Annotated in this window: 15 protein-coding genes; 11 read left to right on the top strand and 4 right to left on the bottom strand. The window is 67.8% G+C overall.

What is annotated here, in order from left to right:
* Positions 1-58: 58 nt before the first annotated feature.
* Positions 59-781, bottom strand: a complete 723-nt coding sequence (locus ACZ5YD_RS10515) for a fumarylacetoacetate hydrolase family protein (RefSeq protein ID WP_379743365.1) — start codon at positions 779-781, stop codon at positions 59-61.
* A 140-nt stretch (positions 782-921) separates the two neighbouring features.
* Here ACZ5YD_RS10515 and ACZ5YD_RS10520 point away from each other — a divergent pair, with 140 nt between their 5' ends.
* Positions 922-1,689, top strand: coding sequence for an HpcH/HpaI aldolase family protein (locus ACZ5YD_RS10520; protein ID WP_379743362.1), 768 nt, complete (start codon positions 922-924; stop codon positions 1,687-1,689).
* A gap of 88 nt (positions 1,690-1,777) precedes the next feature.
* Here the strand turns inward: ACZ5YD_RS10520 and gfo6 are convergent, their stop codons facing one another.
* Both gfo6 and ACZ5YD_RS10530 read right to left on the bottom strand, forming a co-directional pair.
* Entirely contained in the window at positions 1,778-2,860 is a 1,083-nt protein-coding gene (gene gfo6, locus ACZ5YD_RS10525; protein ID WP_379743359.1) for a D-xylose 1-dehydrogenase Gfo6, read from the bottom strand.
* Between the two features lie 115 nt (positions 2,861-2,975).
* Positions 2,976-4,151: a mandelate racemase/muconate lactonizing enzyme family protein gene (locus ACZ5YD_RS10530; RefSeq protein ID WP_379743356.1), complete on the bottom strand. Its 1,176-nt coding sequence runs from the start codon at positions 4,149-4,151 to the stop codon at positions 2,976-2,978.
* 603 nt (positions 4,152-4,754) lie between these two features.
* Here ACZ5YD_RS10530 and ACZ5YD_RS10535 point away from each other — a divergent pair.
* The 4 genes from ACZ5YD_RS10535 to ACZ5YD_RS10550 all read left to right on the top strand — a co-directional run bounded on the left by ACZ5YD_RS10535 (position 4,755) and on the right by ACZ5YD_RS10550 (position 10,764).
* Positions 4,755-5,174 carry a PPC domain-containing DNA-binding protein gene (locus tag ACZ5YD_RS10535; RefSeq protein ID WP_379743353.1) on the top strand — a complete coding sequence of 140 codons (420 nt, stop codon included), beginning with the start codon at positions 4,755-4,757 and terminating at the stop codon, positions 5,172-5,174.
* A gap of 28 nt (positions 5,175-5,202) precedes the next feature.
* Positions 5,203-9,432, top strand: coding sequence for a DNA-directed DNA polymerase II large subunit (locus ACZ5YD_RS10540; protein ID WP_379743740.1), 4,230 nt, complete (start codon positions 5,203-5,205; stop codon positions 9,430-9,432).
* Between the two features lie 68 nt (positions 9,433-9,500).
* On the top strand, positions 9,501-9,791 hold the full coding sequence (locus tag ACZ5YD_RS10545; RefSeq protein WP_379743350.1) for a DUF7130 family rubredoxin-like protein: 291 nt from the start codon (positions 9,501-9,503) through the stop codon (positions 9,789-9,791).
* A gap of 76 nt (positions 9,792-9,867) precedes the next feature.
* Positions 9,868-10,764 carry a ketopantoate reductase family protein gene (locus ACZ5YD_RS10550; protein WP_379743347.1) on the top strand — a complete coding sequence of 299 codons (897 nt, stop codon included), beginning with the start codon at positions 9,868-9,870 and terminating at the stop codon, positions 10,762-10,764.
* 35 nt (positions 10,765-10,799) lie between these two features.
* Here the strand turns inward: ACZ5YD_RS10550 and ACZ5YD_RS10555 are convergent, their stop codons facing one another.
* Positions 10,800-11,024, bottom strand: coding sequence for a DUF7556 family protein (locus ACZ5YD_RS10555; protein ID WP_379743344.1), 225 nt, complete (start codon positions 11,022-11,024; stop codon positions 10,800-10,802).
* Between the two features lie 260 nt (positions 11,025-11,284).
* Between ACZ5YD_RS10555 and ACZ5YD_RS10560 the strand changes: the two genes are divergently transcribed.
* The 6 genes from ACZ5YD_RS10560 to ACZ5YD_RS10585 all read left to right on the top strand — a co-directional run bounded on the left by ACZ5YD_RS10560 (position 11,285) and on the right by ACZ5YD_RS10585 (position 18,809).
* On the top strand, positions 11,285-12,133 hold the full coding sequence (locus ACZ5YD_RS10560; protein ID WP_379743341.1) for a CBS domain-containing protein: 849 nt from the start codon (positions 11,285-11,287) through the stop codon (positions 12,131-12,133).
* A gap of 3 nt (positions 12,134-12,136) precedes the next feature.
* The gene (gene glyS / locus ACZ5YD_RS10565; protein ID WP_379743338.1) at positions 12,137-13,930 is read left to right on the top strand and encodes a glycine--tRNA ligase; all 1,794 of its coding nucleotides are present in this window, start codon (positions 12,137-12,139) and stop codon (positions 13,928-13,930) included.
* A 10-nt stretch (positions 13,931-13,940) separates the two neighbouring features.
* Positions 13,941-14,582, top strand: a complete 642-nt coding sequence (locus ACZ5YD_RS10570; RefSeq protein ID WP_379743335.1) for a dolichol kinase — start codon at positions 13,941-13,943, stop codon at positions 14,580-14,582.
* Positions 14,583-14,702: 120 nt separating this feature from the next.
* Positions 14,703-15,203, top strand: coding sequence for a cation:proton antiporter regulatory subunit (locus ACZ5YD_RS10575; protein WP_379743333.1), 501 nt, complete (start codon positions 14,703-14,705; stop codon positions 15,201-15,203).
* 48 nt (positions 15,204-15,251) lie between these two features.
* The gene (locus tag ACZ5YD_RS10580) at positions 15,252-16,481 is read left to right on the top strand and encodes a cation:proton antiporter (protein ID WP_379743330.1); all 1,230 of its coding nucleotides are present in this window, start codon (positions 15,252-15,254) and stop codon (positions 16,479-16,481) included.
* 75 nt (positions 16,482-16,556) lie between these two features.
* Positions 16,557-18,809 (top strand): NADP-dependent malic enzyme, encoded by a 2,253-nt coding sequence (locus tag ACZ5YD_RS10585; protein WP_379743327.1) that lies wholly within the window; start codon positions 16,557-16,559, stop codon positions 18,807-18,809.
* Positions 18,810-18,817: the final 8 nt, after the last annotated feature.

The raw sequence follows: 18,817 nt of genomic DNA on the forward strand, positions 1-18,817 counted from the left end.
GCCGACCGAGTCGATTCGTACTATCTCGCGCCGATATATAGCTCTCGGGGTGGCAGAATTACCGCTCGACGTCGTGTTCGAGGGTGCCGATGCCCTCGATCTCGATCTCCACGTGGTCGCCGTCCTCGAGGTCGTCGACGCCGGCGGGGGTGCCCGTGATGATGACGTCGCCCTCCTCGAGGGTCATGTATTCGGTGATCTCCTCGATGATCTCCGGGACGGAGAAGATGAACTCCTCGGTGTTCGAGGACTGGCGGACCTCCCCGTTGACGCGAAGTTCGACGTCGGCGTGTTCGGGAACGTCCTCGGCCAGGACGGGACCGAGCGGACAGGAGTTGTCGAACGCCTTTCCGCGGATCCAGTTCTGCTCGATGTGCTGGTCGTCGCGGTTGGAGACGTCGTTCGCGATGGTGTAGCCCGCGATGACGTCCTCGGCGTCGTCGGCGCTCACGTTGCGACACTGCTCGCCGATGACCACGGCGAGTTCGACCTCGTGTTCGACGTCCTCCTTCCCCTCGGGAAGCGTGATCGTGTCGCCGTGGCCGGAGACGGCGTTCGGCGGCTTCAAGAAGAGCAGGGGGCGATCGGGGATGTCCATGCCCTCCTCCTCGGCGTGCCGCTCGTAGTTCAGGCCGACACAGACGATCTTCGAGGGTTCGGTCGGCGAGAGGACGTCGACCTCCTCGGGGTCGTAGGTCTCCTCGCCGAACTCGATGCCGTCGTCGTTCCATGTGCCGCTTCGGATCGTTCCAGCCGGGTCACGGAACCGTACTCGTGCCATACGTTCAAGGTTCGAACCCATCTGAATATGTCTTTCCATCGCGGCGTAATTCGTTTCCGTCGCCGGTCCGGATCCCCGTCCTCGCCCCGCCTTTCCCCGGGACGGGAAGAATTTTATAGCAACGAGCGACACCTCGTTGTATGCCGAAGACGAACTTCCGACAGCGGCTCCTCGACGGGGAGACGGTCGTGGGGACCTTCCAGCTCCTCGATTCCGCGATGGTCTCGGAGATGATCGGCGTGGCCGGAATGGACTACGTCATATACGACCAGGAACACGGTCCGCTCACCGCCGAGACGACCCTCGATCTCGCGGCGGCGGCACAGAACCGCGGCGTCGCGCCCATGGTTCGGGTCCGGACGAACAGCGAGGCGGAGATCCAACGCGCCCTCGACATCGGCACCGCCGGCGTCCAGGTCCCCCAGGTGGAGACGCGCGAGGAGGCCCAACGCGCCGTCGATGCCGCCCGGTACGACCCCATCGGCAGCCGCGGCCTCTCGCAGTACGTCCGGGCCGGCGACTACTGGGGCAGCGAGACCTACACCGACGACCAGAACGAGGAGGTCTTCCTCATGGTCCAAGTCGAGGGCGAACGCGGCGTCGAGAACATCGAGGAGATCCTCTCCGTGGAGGGGCTCGACGCCGTCTTCCTCGGCCCCTACGACCTCTCGCAGTCGCTCGGCATCCCCGGACAGGTGACCCACGAGAAGGTCGAGTCGCTGATGACGGAGGTCTGTGACCGCGCCGCCGAGGCGAACACCGTGGTCGGCGCCTTCGCCGACACCCCCGAGATCGCGAACCGGTGGATCGACGCCGGCGTCCAGTACGTGACCCTCGGCGTCGACGTCGGCCTCTGTACGGAACACCTCGGGTCGCTCGCCGACGACGTGAACACGGACGCGAACTGATCGTCGGCGTGGGCTGATCGCCGATACCGACGCGAACTGACTGGCCGCTCGCCGACACGGCCGCGACCCGGCGTTCGACCGACGGGAACTACCGCTCGACGTCGATCGCCTCGCCGCTCGCCGCCGACCGGTGGAGCGCCTCGACGATCTCCAGGTCCCGGAGCCCGTGGCGACCGTCGGGTTCGATCTCGGCGCCCGTGAGCACGCGGTCGGCGAAGTAGTCGAACTCCTCGCGCATCTCGTCGACCTCGTCGCTCGTCCCGTGGGCGACGTCGAGTTCGAGGTCGCCGGCGGCGACGTGGAGGGCCGCCTCGCCGTGGAACGCGGGACGAAGCTCGATCTGCCCGTCGGTGCCCGTGATCTTGAGCTGGGTGTCCTGATGTGCGTTCTGTGAGGCGGTCGAGACGAACTGCACGTCGTCCTCGAAGGCCATGATGAACGCGGAGCGCTCGTCGTCGAGCCCCTCGAAGGCCGGATGGTTCGACGCCATGTTCGCCTGCACGGAGACCGGGTCGCGATCGAGGAGGTATCGCGTCGTGTTGATCGAGTAGATGCCGAGATCCATCACCGAGGTCCCGTATCCGGTCAGGTCGGGGGTGAGCCGCCACTGGTCGGCGTCGGGGATCATCTCGAGGAGCGGCTGGGTGTTGTCGCCGTACGCCTGGACGGGCTCGCCGATGAGTCCCTCCTCGATGAGTTCGCGCGCGCGCCTGACCGCCGGCTCGGTCTGCATGCGGTAGGCGATCATGAGCGGGACGTCGGCCCGTTCGCACGCCTCGACGAGTCCCTCGGCCCGCTCGACCGTCGCCTCCATCGGCTTCTCACAGAGGACGCCCTTGCCAAGCTCCGCGGCCGTCTCGGCGTACTCGCGGTGGAAGGCGTTCGGCGTCGCCACGTAGACCGCGTCGTAGGCGTCGACGGCGACCCCGTCGTGATACTGGTCGTAGGTGATCCCGTGGGCGACGTCGTGGCGCTCGGCCAGCCGGTCGGCCTTCTCGGCGTCGCCGCTTACGAGCACGGTGGTCTCGCCGAGCGTCGACTCCTCGATGGCCGGCATCGCGACGTCCGTGGTCCACCACCCGAGCCCGACGAGGGCGTACCTGACGGTCCCCTCGGTCGTCGTCTGCCAGTCGCGGGCGTCGTAGCCGCGCATCCAGTCGGCGAGTGACATACCGTCAGATCGCCGGCGGTTCGCAAAAGGGTTTCCACGCGATCGACGGTCGCATTCCCTCGATCGTTGGAAGATCAGCCTCCGGTCGAGCGTCGAGAAGGCCGCTCCGATGACGCTATCGGCGGTCGACTTCGCGCTTTTCCCAGTCCTTCTCGAAGAGGTTGATCGTGTGGACCGCGTCCTCGGTGTAGGCGTGCTCCTCGACGACGTCGTGGTTCAGCTCGATGCCGAAGCCGGGACCGTCGGGGACCTGCACGTAGCCGTCCTCGACCTCGAGGGGATCGACGAGGAGATCGTCGACCCAGTCGACGTCGTAGGTCTGGAACATCTCCTGGATGCGGAAGTTCGGGATGGACGTACAGAAGTGGGAGTAGATCGCCCCGGCAACCGGACCCTGCGGGTTGTGCGGCGCGATGTCGACGTGGTCGGCCTCGGCGAGCCCGGCGATCTTCTTGCCCTCCGTGATGCCGCCGGTGTTCATGAGGTCGGGCTGGAAGACGTCGATGTCCGTCCGGGTGACGAGCTCGAAGAAGTCGTGTTTCGTCATGTGCCGCTCGCCGGTCGCGACCGGGATCGGCGACTTGTCGGCGACCTCGGCGAGGCTGTTGAAGGAGTCCGGGGGACACGGCTCCTCGAACCACGTCGGGTCGAACTCGTCGAGCTTCTGCGCGATGTCGACGGCCTGGCCGGCCGAGAAGCGGCCGTGACACTCGATGAGGAGGTCGACGTCGGGACCGACCGCCTCGCGGACGGCCCGGACGATGTCGACGGAGTGGTTCATGTCCTTTCGGGACATGGACTGCCAGGCGGTCCCGAACGGGTCGAACTTCATGGCGTCGTAGCCGTCGTCGACGACCCGCTCCGCCGCCTCGGCGAAGCCCTCCGGCTCGCCCTCGGTGTCGGTGTACCATCCGTTCGCGTACGCGCGAAGCTCGTCGCCGTGAACCTGCCCGCCGAGCAGGTCGTAGACCGGCTCGTCGAGCAGCTTGCCCTTGATGTCCCAGCAGGCCATGTCGACCGCCGAACAGACGGTCGTGTTGACCACGTTCCGCGAGAACCACTCGTCGCGGTACATCTCGAGCCAGATCTTCTCGGTGTCGAAGGGGTCCTCGCCGATGAAGTACTTCGACATCTCGTCGATCGCCGCCGCGACCGTCCGGGGCTTGTCGTGGGTCGTCGCCTCCGCGAGCCCGGTGACGCCGGCGTCCGTCTCCAGCTCGACGAACACCCACGGCTTCCACGGGTTCGCGACGATATACGTCTCAACGTCGGTGATCCGTACGTCTGACATACGATCGATAAGGTTCCCAGCGGAGTATTAAACCTGTTGATACTGTTCGACTCACTCGTCCGATCGTTCCACAATATTGAACAAATTCGGGCCGAGAGGCGTCTCGAGGGGCGCCGTCGATCGCCTTGTTGGCCTCCGCTTGGGAGCCTCCGATCGGCGGATCGCGACGACCGTTTTCACAACAGATGAGCTATGTATTCAAACATACATCGGAATGATTCTCTATTCATATCGAGTATTCACGGCCATCGGATCGAGCGTACCGAAATCCCCACATATTCCTCCGATATATGTGGATACTCGCCATTTCTCCACCGTCAACCGCCACTCCCGATCCGGTACAGCGAAGGGTGACTTCCTGTGTCTCCTCAGATTATTTTGTATTCTGTCCATTCGTTATTTTGGGGAGTATCTCCCGCTACTGACGGATCGAACGGGGAACCGGTCGCCGTCCGCCTGTCGCTTGTCATCGGTCGTCGGTCGTCGATCGTCGGTCGTCGGTTGCTTGTCGTCGGCCGCCGGCTGCTTGTCGTCGGCCGCCGGCCGATGCCGTCCCGAACGCGACGCGAAGCTTTTTGCACGCCACTCGCCTCACGTGCGTGTATGCGTTACCGAGCCGTCGAGTCGACGGGGGAGTATCTCGCCCGCCTCGAGACGGACGCGGACTGGCGCTCGGAGATCGAGGACCTGGCCCGCGAGGTCGACGCGGAGGCGGGCTGGTTCCAGGCGGTGGGCGCCGTGCGGGACGCCGACGTCTGGTACTACGACCAGGCGGCCGCCGAGTACCGATCCGTCACCTTCGAGGAGCCGCTCGAGGTCGCCGCTTGCCTCGGGAACGTCGCCCGCCTCGAGGGCGACGTCTTCGCCCACACCCACGCCGTCCTCTCGCGCGAGAGCGGCCAGGCCCTCGCGGGCCACCTCGACGCCGCGACGGTCCTTTCGGGTGAGGTCCATCTGCGAACCTTCGAGGAACCGCTGGTGCGCGAACACGACGAGGCGACGGGACTCGACCTGTGGCTTTGACCCGCGGAGGTCGACCTCGATGACCGAGATGCGTCCCGACGACGAGCGGTACTTCGCCCGCATCGAGGAGCGGCTGGACGAGGCGTTCGATCGCGCGGAGGCCGCACGCGAACAGGGTCGCGACCCCGAGACGGAGATCGAGATCCCGGTCGCGCGCGACATGGCCGACCGCGTCGAGAACATCCTCGGGATCGACGGCGTCGCGGAGCGTGTCCGCGAGCTCGACGGGAAGATGTCCCGCGAGGAGGCCGCCCTCGAGCTCGTCACCGACTTCGTCGAGGGGACCGTCGGGGACTACGACTCGCGCGCCGGCAAGGTCGAGGGCGCGGTTCGGACCGCGGTCGCGCTGCTCACGGAGGGAGTCGTCGCGGCCCCGATCGAGGGGATCGACCGCGTCGAGCTGCTCGAGAACGACGACGGCAGCGAGTTCGTCAACGTCTATTACGCCGGGCCGATCCGCTCGGCCGGCGGGACGGCCCAGGCGCTTTCGGTGCTCGTGGCCGACTACGCGCGGTCGCTCCTTGGAATCGACGAGTTCCGTCCGCGAACGGAGGAGGTCGAACGCTACGCCGAGGAGGTCGCCCTCTACGACAAGGAGACCGGACTCCAGTACACGCCGAAGGACGCGGAGACGAAGTTCATCGCCGACCACATGCCGATCATGCTCGACGGCGAGGCCACCGGCGACGAGGAGGTCTCCGGCTTCCGCGACCTCGAACGCGTCGACACCAACTCCTCGCGCGGCGGGATGTGTCTGGTCATGGCCGAGGGGATCGCCCTGAAGGCCCCGAAGATCCAGCGGTACACCCGCGAGCTCGAGGAGGTCGACTGGCCCTGGCTCCAGGACCTGATCGACGGGACGATCAAGGCGGATGACGAGGAAGGCGATGACGCGACGGACGACGACGGCGGGCCGGACGGGAACGACGGCGAGGTCGGCGACGGAACGGCTGACGACCACGAGATCGAGGGATCGGATGGGGACGCTTCCGCGGAGCCCGGATCGGACGCCGACGATCGGGCCGGCGAGCCCGACGGTCCCGCCCGCGTCGACCCGGCCACGAAGTACCTGCGCGATCTGATAGCCGGACGGCCGGTGTTCTCACACCCCTCCGAGTCCGGCGGGTTTCGACTCCGGTACGGCCGAGCGAGGAACCACGGATTCGCGACCGCGGGCGTCCACCCGGCGACGATGCACCTCGTCGACGACTTCCTCGCGACCGGCACGCAGATCAAGACCGAACGCCCCGGCAAGGCCGCCGGCGTCGTGCCCGTCGACTCGATCGAGGGGCCGACCGTTCGGCTCGCCAACGGCGACGTCCGGCGGATCGACGACCCCGAGGAGGCGCTCGCGGTCAGAAACGGGGTCGAGAAGGTCCTCGATCTGGGCGAGTATCTCGTCAACTACGGCGAGTTCGTCGAGAACAACCACCCGCTCGCGCCCGCTTCCTACGTCTTCGAGTGGTGGGTACAGGACTTCGAGGCCGCCGGCGCCGACGTCCAGGCGCTCTCGGACGACCCGCACGTCGACCTCGGGTCCCCCACCGTCGAGGAGGCGCTCTCGTGGGCCACCGAGTACGACTGTCCCCTCCACCCCGAGTACACCTACCTCTGGCACGACGTCTCGGTCGAGGACTTCGAGACGCTCGCGCGAGCCGTCGCCGACGGCGAGGTCGTCGAGGGCGTCCTGGCGATCGAGCACACCGAGGCGACGACGGGGGCGCTCGAGTCGCTGCTCGTCGAGCACTCGCGGACGCCGGACGCGCTTCGGATCCCGAAGTGGCGTCCCCTCGCCCGATCGCTCGGGGTCGACGACGGACTTCGACGGACGTGGGAGGACCTCTCCGCGGAGGCGCGATCGTGGGACGGCGGCGAGAACGCCGTGAAGGCCGTCAACGAGGTCGCGCCCTTCGAGGTGCGCGAGCGGGCGCCGACCCGGATCGGCAACCGGATGGGCCGCCCGGAGAAGTCGGAGAGCCGCGATCTCTCGCCGGCCGTCCACACGCTCTTTCCCATCGGCGAGGCCGGCGGCTCCCAGCGAAACGTCACGGATGCCGCCCGGCTCATGGACGACTCGGGCCACCGTGGCCGACTCGAGCTCGACGTCGCGGACCGCGAGTGTCCGGACTGCGGAACCCACACCTTCCGAAATCGCTGTCCCGACTGTACGTCCCACACCGAGCCGTACTACGAGTGCCGCGACTGCGGCACGGAGTGCGAGCCCGACGAGGCGGGCCGCGTCGAGTGTCCCCGCTGTGAACGCGAGGTGACGGCGGTCTCCCGCCGGGAGATCGACCTCAACGACGCCTATCGCTCCGCGCTCGAGTCCGCGGGCGAACGCGAGTCCGCCTTCGAGATCCTCAAGGGCGTAAAGGGGCTCACCTCGACGAACAAGACGCCCGAACCGATCGAGAAGGGCGTCCTGCGCGCGAAAAACGGCGTCACCTCGTTCAAGGACGGCACGGTCCGCTACGACATGACGGACCTGCCCGTGACCTCGGTCAGGCCGGCGGAGCTCGACGTGACCGCCGACCACTTCCGCGAGCTCGGTTACGAGACCGACATCGACGGCGAGCCGCTGCGCCACGACGATCAGCTGGTCGAGCTGAAGGTCCAGGACATCGTCCTTTCGGACGGTGCCGCAGAGCACATGCTCCGGACCGCCGACTTCGTCGACGACCTCCTCGAGCAGTTCTACGGCCTGCCCGCCTTCTACAACGTCAACGAGCGCGACGACCTCGTCGGCGAGCTCGTCTTCGGCATGGCGCCGCACACGAGCGCCGCGACCGTCGGTCGCGTCGTCGGATTCACCTCCGCGGCGGTCGGGTACGCACACCCGTACTTCCACGCCGCCAAACGACGCAACTGCTTCCACCCGGAGGCGACGATCCGGTACGTGGACGACGGGGGAGCCCACGAGGATCCGATCGGCACGTTCGTCGAGGAACGTCTCGATCCCGCCACCGCGGAGGAGGACGACTTCGGGACGCTCGTTTCGGACCTCGACGGGGAGGTCCGCGTGCCGTCGATCGACGACGACGGGACCCGAACGGCACGGCCGGTGGAGGCCGTCTCGAAACACCCCGCACCGGATCACCTGATCCGCGTCGAGACCGCGGACGGGCGAACGCTTCGCGTCACCCCGGATCACACGATGTTGCGGCGTTCAATCCCCGATGACGACCGTAATTCGGGGGGCGACGACGGCTCCGCCATCGAACGCGTTCCCGCGACCGAGCTGGCCCCCGGCGACCGCGTTCCGGCGGCCGCCGTCTCCGATGATCCTTCTCGACGTCAACCCGATCGAGCCCCGGCCCGAGCGGACGGCGGTGCGGCGGAAGCGTTCGGCGGCGACGCGACGGAGCTCCCCGTCTCGGACCGGAATTCTCGTGAATATGTGGCCGTTTCGTCGGTCGAGACGGTGACGACGGGTTCGGACTACGTATACTGCCTCACCGTCAGCGAGACGCACTCGCTGACCTGTAACGGGATCTACGCCGGCCAGTGCGACGGCGACGAGGACTGCGTCATGCTGTTGATGGACGGGCTGTTGAACTTCTCGAAGTCGTTCCTCCCCGACAAGCGAGGCGGTAGCATGGACGCGCCCCTGGTGATGTCCTCGCGCATCGATCCGTCGGAGATCGACGACGAGGCCCACAACATGGACATCGTCAGGCGATATCCCCGCGAGTTCTACGAGGCGACCCTGGAGATGGCGGACCCGGGCGACGTCGAGGACGCCATCCGGATCGGCGAGGACACCCTCGGCACGCCCGAGCAGTACCGCGGGTTCGATCACACCCACGACACCTCGGATCTGGCGCTCGGACCCGACCTCTCCGCGTACAAGACCCTCGGGTCGATGATGGACAAGATGGACGCCCAACTGGAGCTCTCGCGCAAGATCCGGGCCGTCGACGAGACCGACGTCGCCGAACGCGTCATCGAGTACCACTTCCTGCCCGACCTGATCGGCAACCTGCGGGCGTTCTCCAGACAGGAGACGCGGTGTCTCGACTGCGGCGAGAAGTACCGACGGATGCCGCTCACCGAGGAGTGCCGCGAGTGCGGCGGCCGGGTGAACCTCACGGTCCACGAGGGCTCGGTGAACAAGTACATGGAGACCGCCATCGAGGTCGCGGAGCGCTTCGACTGCCGCCCCTACACCAAACAGCGGCTCCAGGTGCTCGAGCGCTCCCTCGAGTCCGTCTTCGAGGACGACACCAACAAGCAGTCCGGCATCGCGGACTTCATGTAGCCGCGTTCGGTTACCGTTCCGTGTCAACGTGGGTCATGCTTAAGCAAGGCGGACGCGTATCGTTACGCATGGCCTCCGAAGAACCGGTATTCGCGGACGTGAGCATCGGTCAGACCGTCTACGACGAGGACGGGACCGAGCTCGGCTCGGTTCGCGGCGTCGACGACGACGGATTCTACGTGGCGACCGGGGACGGCGATCTGACGCTGACCGAGGCGCGCGACGTGTTCGGGACCGCCTACGTCATGTGGCGCTGTTGGGACTGCGGGGAGATGGGCGAGATCGCCGACGACCTCCCGGCCGAGTGCCCGAGCTGCGGCGCGCCGCGCGAGGACCTCTACTACTGGGCCGAGGACTGACCGGGACGCCGATCCCCGTTCTCGACGACGACCGACGACCGCCAACGATTTTTCCGCCGCCGCCCGAGTTTCGGACATGCACGTCCTCGTTTTCGGCGCCGGCAGCCTCGGCAGCCTCGTCGGCGGCCTGCTCGCGCGCGCCCACGAGGTCACGCTCGTGGGTCGTGATCCCCACATGCGGCGCGTCCGCGAGGACGGCCTCGCGATCGAAGGAGCGATCGAGGCCCACGTACGGCCTCGGGCGCTCACCGACGGGACCGGCGAGCGCGCCGACGTGGCGATCCTCACGACCAAGGCGTACGACACGGACGCGGCCGCACGGGTGCTCTCGACCGGCGAGTACGACACCGTCCTCTCGCTGCAGAACGGGCTCACGGAGGAGCGGCTCGTCGCCGCGCTCTCCACGCGGGTGCTCGCCGGGACCGCGACCTACGGCGCCCGCCTACGCGATCCGGGGACCGTCGAGTGTACCGGGACCGGCGAGGTGACGATCGGGTCGCTCTCGGGGGGGATCGACCCGGACGCCGAGCGGATCGCGGAGGCGTTTCGATCCGCCGGCATGCGCGCCGCACTCGCCGAGGACATGCCCCGCCGGCGATTCGAGAAGCTCGCGGTCAACGCCGGCATCAACGGTCCGACCGCGCTCGCGGACGTCGACAACGCCGCGGTCCTCGCGGGGCCGGCCGGCGACGTCGGCTGTGCGGCGGCTCGCGAAGTCGCGCGCGTGGCCCGCGCGGAGGGGATCGACCTGTCGAACGCCGACGCGCTCCGCGCGCTCGAACGCGTCGCGGAGGCCACCGCGCGGAACCACTCGTCGATGCGGCGGGACCTCGCGAACGGCCGTCGAACCGAGGTGGAGGCGATCTACGGCGCAGTCGTGGACCGCGCCGCGGCTCACGACGTCGACGTTCCCGTCTGTCGGACGATCGGGGACCTGATTCGTGCGGCCGAGTCCGACGGGCGTGACGGCTGACGACGCGGTTCGCTTCGGAGGATTCGATCGGCCGCTCAGCACCACTCCTCGAGGACTGCGGCGTCGGTCTCCTCGACCGACATCCACGCGTCCTCCCGCGAGACGTCCGCGATGACGAACTCGGAGCGCGACCGCGTCGCGTCCACCGACGCCATCACGTCCGGGGAGGATGCACCATCGAGCGCGTCCCGGGCCTGCGGCAGGACCGGATCGCGTGAGTCGGTGTCCGGCTCGTCCCAGGGAGTGGAACTCCGTGACATACGTGTCATCAATTGACACCCACATATAAACCCATCGGAACGAGATCATCGAAATCCGAAATATACACGATCGTGGTGGACGTTTGGGTTCATATATGACGAATACTACCCCGTGTGTTGTCCTATATAGCGATATTGTGTGATCATTGGAGTATTCAGTTCCGTTCGGAAGTCGATGTGCGAACGCCGTCGGGCGGCGGTTCGCCCCTCGACGACCCGCCTTCGCAGTATACAAGAGGTGTGACGGCGAAAGGCGGTCCATGAAGGTAGCCGACGCGATGACGCCCCGCTCGGATCTCGTGGTCGTCGAGATTCCGGGCACGCGCGACGACGTCCTCGAGTACATTCAGGAGTACGGCTTCTCCTCGGTTCCGGTCGTCAAATCCACCGACGCCGGCGAAGTCTACCGCGGGATCATCTCGCGTGACGATCTGATCGACCAGCCCGACGAGGACCAGCTCGCGATGTTGATGCGCGAGGTCCCGACCATCGGCGCCGACGCGGACATCCGCGACGCCGCCGAGTTGATGGTCGCGGAGTCCGCTCGCCGGGTCCCGGTCGTCGACGGCGACGCGCTGGAGGGCATCCTCACCGTCACCGACGTGATCCACGCGATCGCACGCGACGAGGTCGACGGCGACGCGACCGTGGGCGAACTCGCGACGCGCGCGGTCAACGCGACCCACGTCGACACGCCGCTTCCGGTCGCGGAACGCGAGATCGGACTCTCCGAGGTCCCCTACGCGGTCGTCCTCGACGACGAGGCCACCATGGCGGGGATCCTCACGGAGGTCGACGTGCTCGAGGTCGCCCGCGTCGTCGAGGGCGAGGAGGGGACCGGCGACAGCTTCGCGAACCAGGACGACGAGTGGGCCTGGGAGGGGATCAAGGCGGTCGGAAACCGGTATCTCCCGACCCGTAACGTCGAACTCCCGCTCGGCCCGGTGAGCGAGTTCATGACCGCGGACGTCGTGACGGTCTCGAGCCGGCGCACCGCCGCGGAGACCGCCCAGGAGATGATCAAACACGACGTCGAGCAGATCCCCCTCGTCGCCGGCGGCGAGCTCGTGGGCATCGTCCGCGACATCGACCTGCTGGAGGGCGTCTGATCGATGGCCGGCAGCGACCTGGTCGAGCTGGCGAAACGGCGCGGGTTCTTCTTCGGCTCGAACGGGGCCTACGGCGGCACCGCCGGGTTCTACACCTTCGGTCCGCGCGGCGCCGCGCTCAAGCGGAACCTCGAGGACGCCTGGCGCGACCGGTTCACGCTCAAGGAAGGCAACCAGGAGATCGAGGCCCCGACGGTGATGCCCGAGCCCGTCTTCGAGGCCTCCGGCCACCTCGAGGGGTTCGACGACATGCTCGTCGAGTGCGGCGAGTGCGGCGTCTCCCACCGTGCCGACCACCTCGTCGAGGACGCGACCGACATCGAGGACGCGGAGGCGCTTCCCGGCTCGGAGGTCGAGACGCTCATTCGCGACCACGACATCGCCTGTCCCGCCTGCGGGACGCCGCTCGCGGGCCGGGAGGTCGAGGACTTCAACCTCATGTTCGCGACGAACATCGGCCCCGGCGATTCGAAGCCGGGCTATCTCCGACCCGAGACCGCCCAGGGGATCTTCGTGGAGTTCCCGCGGCTCAAGGAGTACGCTCGCGGCCAGCTTCCCTTCGGCGTCACCCAGATCGGCCCCGCCTACCGCAACGAGATCTCGCCGCGCGGCGGCCTGCTCCGGCTCCGTGAGTTCACCCAGGCCGAACTCGAGCAGTTCATCGACCCCGAGGACGACGACCCGCCCCTCGATCGCGTCGCCGACGTCGAGGTCCGGCTCTACCCCGCCGACGAACAGGGGACGGACGGCGAGACCTACCTCGAGATGCCGATCGGCGAGGCGGTCGCGGAGGGCGTCGTCGGCTCCGCGTGGGTCGGCTACTACCTCGGGCTCGCGAACGAGTGGTACGAGCGGATCGGCGTCGACATGGACCGGTTCCGCTTCCGCCAGCACCTGCCGGGCGAGCGGGCCCACTACGCCGCCGACTGCTGGGACGCCGAAAGCGAGATCGACGGCGACTGGATCGAGATCGCGGGCTTCGCCTACCGGGGCGACTACGACCTCTCGAAGCACGCCGAACACGCCGACGACACGTTCACCGTCTTCAAACGCTACGACGAGCCACGAACCGTCGAGCGCGCGACCGTCGACCCGGACATGTCCGTTCTCGGGCCCGAGTTCGGCGGTCGTGCCGGCGAGGTCGCCGCGGCCCTCGAACGGCTGGTCGAACGCGATCCCGACGCCTTCGAGGCCGACGCCGTCACCCTCGAGCTTGACGACGGCGAGACCGTCACCGTCGAGACGGACCTCGCGAACTTCTCGATCGAGGACACGACCGAGACCGGCGAGCACGTCACCCCGCACGTCGTCGAGCCGTCCTTCGGCGTCGGTCGGACCGTCCAGACGCTCCTCGCACACGCGTACGCGGAGGACGAGGTCGACGGCGAGGACCGAACCTATCTCGGTTTAGTCCCCGAGATCGCGCCGGTCGACGTCGCGGTCTTCCCGCTCGTGAGCAACGCCGACCGGCTCGTCGAGCTTTCCGAACGCGTCGCCGACGACCTCCGTGATCGCGGACTCGCCGTCTCCTACGACGACTCCGGATCGATCGGTCGTCGCTACCGCAGACAGGACGAGATCGGCACGCCATTTTGTGTCACCGTCGACCGCGACGGGATCGAGGGCGAGGGACCGGACTCCGTGACGGTCCGCGAGCGCGACGGCGCGCGCCAGGTTCGCGTTCCCGTCGACGACCTCGTCGAGGAGCTCGACGCGCTGTTGGGCGGGAACGACGCCGCCTTCGAGGACCTCCTCGAACGCCACGACCCCGTCGAGACCGACGTCGAGACGGCCTAACCCGGGACACATGGACGATCGACACGCCCGCCACGACGGCGGGGCAGCGGTCCGCTGGCGCGAGCGCGTCGAGTTCGAACGCCGGATCGTCCACGCGGCCGGCGCGCTCTACGTGGCCCCGTACCTCCTCGGCTGGCTCTCGTGGGACGGGACGCGAGCCCTGCTCGTCGCGGGGCTGATCGTCGTCTCGCTCCTCGAGTTTCTCCGGCTCGTGATCGGTCTCGATCACGCGATCTACCGCACCCTCACGCGCCCCTACGAGCGCGAGACCGTGGCCGGCTACGCGCTCTATCAGGCGAGCATGACCTGCGTCGGCCTCTGGTTCGCGCCCGCGATCGCGATCCCCGCGATGTGGATGCTGGCGCTCGGCGACCCCGTAAGCGGCGCGCTCGGGCGGAACGCGGCCGACGAGTGTAAGCGTCCCCGCGTCTGGATCGCGACGTTTCTCGTCTGCCTGGCGGTCGCGCTCCCGATCACGGTTCCGGCCTTCGGCCCGGTCACGGGCGCGACCGCGGCCGTGGTCGGCGGGTTCGCCGCGGCCGTCGCCGACGGGCTTCCGCCGATGATCCGCGGTCGGGCGGTCGACGACAACCTCACCATCCCGATCCTCGCCGCCGCCGGGATCTGGGCCGTCGTGTCGGTGCTCGGGTGAGGCGGTGGGGACGCCCGGGTGAGGCGGTGGGGACGTCCGGGCCATCCCGCGTTGACGTCCAGTCGCGCCGCCGGCTCCGACCAACCCCATTTATCCCTCCGTTCGTCCTACTGGAGGGACATGCCGGTCTCCGAAACCGAACTTCCCGGCGTCGGGAAGAAACACGAGATCGACCTCGGCGACGGGGAGACGCTCGTGATACTGACACACAACAGCGGCCGACGCGAGGTCTACAAGCGGCCGAGCCCGGACGCCGACTCCGAGAAGCTCTTCGATCTCCCCGACCAGCTCGCACGAACCGTGGGAACCATCCTCGAGGGCGCCTACTTCCAGCCCGTCGAACACGACGCCCAGGAGGCGATGCTGCCGGGCGGAGCGATGATCGAGTGGTTCGAGGTCATCGAGGGTTCATCCGTCGTCGGCAAGACGCTCGGCGAGATGGACTTTCGCGCCGAGACCGGGGCGTCCGTCGTGACGATCCAACGCGGCGAGAGCGACGTCATCGCGAGCCCGGGCCCCGACACGGCTCTCGAGGTCGGCGACACCCTCATCGTCGTGGGCGATCGCGAAAGCGTCGAGGCGCTCGGCGACCACCTCGGGCGTCCCATCGACGAGCGGTGATCGTCGTCGTGTCGATGCTTCTTCGCCTTCGCCCGGAGATGATGTCCGATGGCGGCTGAGAGCCTGCTGTTCGAGGTCGGCGTGCTCTTCGCGGCGGTGGCGCTCGTGGGTGCCGTTGCGACCCGGTTCGGACAGTCGGTCATCCCCTTTTACATCCTCGCCGGGATGGCGTTGAATCCCCACGTCCTCGGGGCGTCCCCGCTCCCGATCGTCGGCGGGTGGCACGTCCAGGAGACGACGTTCGTCACCGTGGGCGCGGAGCTCGGGATCGTCTTTCTGCTCTTCTTCCTCGGGCTCGAGTTCAACCTCGAGCGTCTGGTCGAGAGCAAGGACCGGATCGGCCGCGCCGGGACGATCGATCTGCTCGTCAACTTCGGTGTGGGATTCGTCCTCGGGTACGCGATCTTTCGTTCGTTTCTTCCCGCCTTCCTGTTCGCGGGGATCGTCTACATCTCCTCGTCCGCGATCATCACGAAGTCGCTCATCGATCGCGGCTGGATCGCAAACGACGAGGCCGGACCGATCCTCGGGACGCTCGTCTACGAGGATCTCTTCATCGCCGTGTACCTCTCCGTCGCCTCCGCGCTCGTGCTCGGCGGCGGAGACGTCGGCGAGGCGGCGAGATCCGTCGGCGTCTCGCTCGGGTTCATCCTCCTCCTCTTAGCGCTCGTCGTCTACGGGAGCGATCCCTTCGAGCGGCTGTTGGCGACCGACTCCAGCGAGTTCTTTCTCCTCCGGGCGATCGGCGCCACCGTCTTCGTCGCCGGCGCGGCGCTCGCCGTCGGGGTGAGCGAGGCCGTCGCGGCCTTCTTCGTCGGGATGACCTTCTCTGCGACCTCCCACGTCGACCGGCTCGAACACCGTCTCGAGCCGATCCGCGACGTCTTCGCCGCGGTCTTCTTCTTCTGGATCGGCCTCGTCACCGACCCGTCCCTCTTCGCCGGGGTCGCCGCGCTCGTCGCGCTCGCGGTCGTCGTCACGGCGCCTGCGAAGTTCTACTCCGGTTATCTCGGCGGGCGCGTCTACGACCTGAGCGTCCGTCGCTCGACCCGCGTCGGACTCGGGATGGTCACCCGCGGCGAGTTCTCGCTCATCATCGCCGCCGTTGCGATCGTCGAAGGCTCGCGGCTCGCCGGCCCGGTCGCGGACACGATCTACGCGTTCGCGGTCGGTTACGTCCTCTGTATGAGCGTCCTCGGGACGATGCTCATGCAGTACTCGGCCCCCTTCGAGCGGCTCCTCGTCGATCGGCTGGGGGAGCCCGCGGCCGGCGAGTGATGACTTCGACGATCGTCGAAGTACAATATCGACGGTATGGTTAGCTTTTTACTTCGGTCCCCGGAATCGGTGTACATGGGACTGGAAGACGACGCGAGGGAGTACCACCGACAGGAGCCCTCCGGAAAGATCGAGATCTCGACGACCAAACCGACGAACACCCAACGCGATTTGAGCCTGGCGTACTCGCCCGGCGTGGCGGCGCCGTGTCTCGACATCGAGGCGGACCCGGAGCGTGTCTTCGAGTACACGGCGAAGGGGAACCTCGTCGGCGTGGTCTCGAACGGCTCGGCCGTCCTCGGCCTCGGCGACATCGGCCCGGCCGCCTCGAAACCCGTCATGGAGGGCAAGGGCGTCCTCTTCAAGCGGTTCGCCGACATCGACGTCTTCGACGTCGAGCTCGATCTCACGGACGTCGACGCCTTCGTCGAGACGGTCGCCGCGATGGAGCCGACCTTCGGCGGCATCAACCTGGAGGACATCGGCGCGCCGGCGTGTTTCGCCATCGAGCGTCGCCTCAGCGACCGGATGGACATCCCCGTCTTCCACGACGACCAGCACGGCACCGCCATCATCTCTGGCGCGGCGCTCCTCAACGCGGCCGAGGTCGTCGACAAGGACCTCGAGGACCTGGAGATCGTCTTCTCGGGTGCGGGCGCGTCGGCGATCGCGACCGCGCGGTTCTACGTCTCCCTCGGCGCGCGAAAGGAGAACATCACGATGTGTGACTCCTCGGGGATCCTCACCGAGGAGCGCGCGGAGGCGGGCGACCTCAACGAGTTCAAACGCGAGTTCGCCCGCGACATCGAGGGCGGCGACCTCGCCGACGCCATGGAGGGCGCGGACGTCCTCGCCGGCCTCTCCGTCGGCGGGATCGTCTCGCCGGAGATGGTCCGGTCGATGGCCGACAACCCGATCATCTTCGCGATGGCCAACCCCGATCCGGAGATCACCTACGAGGAGGCGAAGAACGCCCGCGAGGACACGGTCATCATGGCGACCGGCCGATCGGACTACCCCAACCAGGTCAACAACGTCCTCGGGTTCCCGTTCCTCTTCCGTGGCGCCCTCGACGTCCGCGCGACCGAGATCAACGAGGAGATGAAGCGTGCGGCCGCCGAGGCGCTCGCGGAACTCGCCCGCCAGGACGTCCCCGACGCGGTCGTGAAGGCCTACGGCGACGAGCCCCTCCAGTTCGGGCCCGAGTACGTCATCCCGAAGCCGGTCGATCCGCGGGTCCTCTTCGAGATCGCGCCGGCGGTCGCCGAGGCCGCGATGGACTCCGGCGCCGCCCGCACCGACGTCGACGCCGAGCAGTACCGCGAGCGGCTGGAGGCCCGCCTCGGAAAGTCCCGCGAGATGATGCGCGTCGTGTTGAACAAGGCGAAAAGCGACCCCAAACGCGTCGCGCTCGCGGAGGGGACCGACGAGAAGATGATCCGCGCGGCCTACCAGATCGCAGAACAGGGCATCGCGGAGCCGGTGTTGCTCGGCGACGCCGACGAGATACACCGCGTCGCCCAGCGGCTCGGCCTCTCCTTCGAGCCGGAGATCGTCGATCCGAGCGAGCGGAGCCTCGAGTCGTACGCCGACCGGCTCCACGAGCTGCGAAAGCGCAAGGGGATCACCCGCACCGAGGCCGGCGAGCTGGTCCGTCGCGACACGAACTACCTCGGCAGCGTGATGGTCGAACGCGGCGACGCCGACGCGCTGCTCACCGGTCTCACCCACCACTACCCGTCGGCGCTTCGGCCGCCGCTGCAGGTGGTCGGCTCGGCCGAGGACGCCGACCACGTCGCGGGCGTCTACCTGCTCACGTTCAAAAACCGGGTGGTCTTCTGTGCGGACACCACGGTCAATCAGAACCCCGACGAGGAGGTCCTCGCCGAGGTGACCAAACACACCGCCGAGCTGGCCCGCCGGTTCAACGTCGAGCCGCGCGCCGCGATGTTGTCCTACTCGAACTTCGGCAGCGTCGACGACGCGGGGACGCGGCCCCCGCGCAAGGCGGTCGAGCTGCTCCACGAGGACCCGGAGGTCGACTTCCCGGTCGACGGCGAGATGCAGGCCGACACCGCCGTCGTCGAGGACATCCTCGAGGACACCTACGACTTCGCCGAGCTCGAGGAGCCCGCGAACGTGCTCGTCTTCCCGAACCTCGAGTCGGGCAACATCGGCTACAAGCTGCTCCAGCGGCTCGGCGGCGCCGAGGCGATCGGCCCGATGCTCGTCGGCATGGACGCGCCCGTCCACGTCCTCCAGCGCGGAGACGAGGTCAAGGACATCGTGAACCTCGCCGGCGTGGCCGTCGTCGACGCCCAGGAGTAGCCTCGCTC

This window comes from Halopenitus salinus, from assembly GCF_055397165.1.

Bases quoted from the DNA above. Each gene is read 5' to 3' on its own strand.
- ACZ5YD_RS10545 (WP_379743350.1), top strand. From the start codon at position 9,501: ATGGCCTCCGAAGAACCGGTATTCGCGGACGTGAGCATCGGTCAGACC.
- ACZ5YD_RS10575 (WP_379743333.1), top strand. From the start codon at position 14,703: ATGCCGGTCTCCGAAACCGAACTTCCCGGCGTCGGGAAGAAACACGAG.
- ACZ5YD_RS10570 (WP_379743335.1), top strand. From the start codon at position 13,941: ATGGACGATCGACACGCCCGCCACGACGGCGGGGCAGCGGTCCGCTGG.
- ACZ5YD_RS10560 (WP_379743341.1), top strand. From the start codon at position 11,285: ATGAAGGTAGCCGACGCGATGACGCCCCGCTCGGATCTCGTGGTCGTC.
- ACZ5YD_RS10530 (WP_379743356.1), bottom strand. From the start codon at position 4,151: ATGTCAGACGTACGGATCACCGACGTTGAGACGTATATCGTCGCGAAC.
- ACZ5YD_RS10555 (WP_379743344.1), bottom strand. From the start codon at position 11,024: ATGTCACGGAGTTCCACTCCCTGGGACGAGCCGGACACCGACTCACGC.
- ACZ5YD_RS10535 (WP_379743353.1), top strand. From the start codon at position 4,755: ATGCGTTACCGAGCCGTCGAGTCGACGGGGGAGTATCTCGCCCGCCTC.
- ACZ5YD_RS10585 (WP_379743327.1), top strand. From the start codon at position 16,557: ATGGGACTGGAAGACGACGCGAGGGAGTACCACCGACAGGAGCCCTCC.
- ACZ5YD_RS10520 (WP_379743362.1), top strand. From the start codon at position 922: ATGCCGAAGACGAACTTCCGACAGCGGCTCCTCGACGGGGAGACGGTC.
- ACZ5YD_RS10580 (WP_379743330.1), top strand. From the start codon at position 15,252: ATGGCGGCTGAGAGCCTGCTGTTCGAGGTCGGCGTGCTCTTCGCGGCG.
- glyS (WP_379743338.1), top strand. From the start codon at position 12,137: ATGGCCGGCAGCGACCTGGTCGAGCTGGCGAAACGGCGCGGGTTCTTC.
- gfo6 (WP_379743359.1), bottom strand. From the start codon at position 2,860: ATGTCACTCGCCGACTGGATGCGCGGCTACGACGCCCGCGACTGGCAG.
- ACZ5YD_RS10540 (WP_379743740.1), top strand. From the start codon at position 5,203: ATGCGTCCCGACGACGAGCGGTACTTCGCCCGCATCGAGGAGCGGCTG.
- ACZ5YD_RS10515 (WP_379743365.1), bottom strand. From the start codon at position 781: ATGGCACGAGTACGGTTCCGTGACCCGGCTGGAACGATCCGAAGCGGC.
- ACZ5YD_RS10550 (WP_379743347.1), top strand. From the start codon at position 9,868: ATGCACGTCCTCGTTTTCGGCGCCGGCAGCCTCGGCAGCCTCGTCGGC.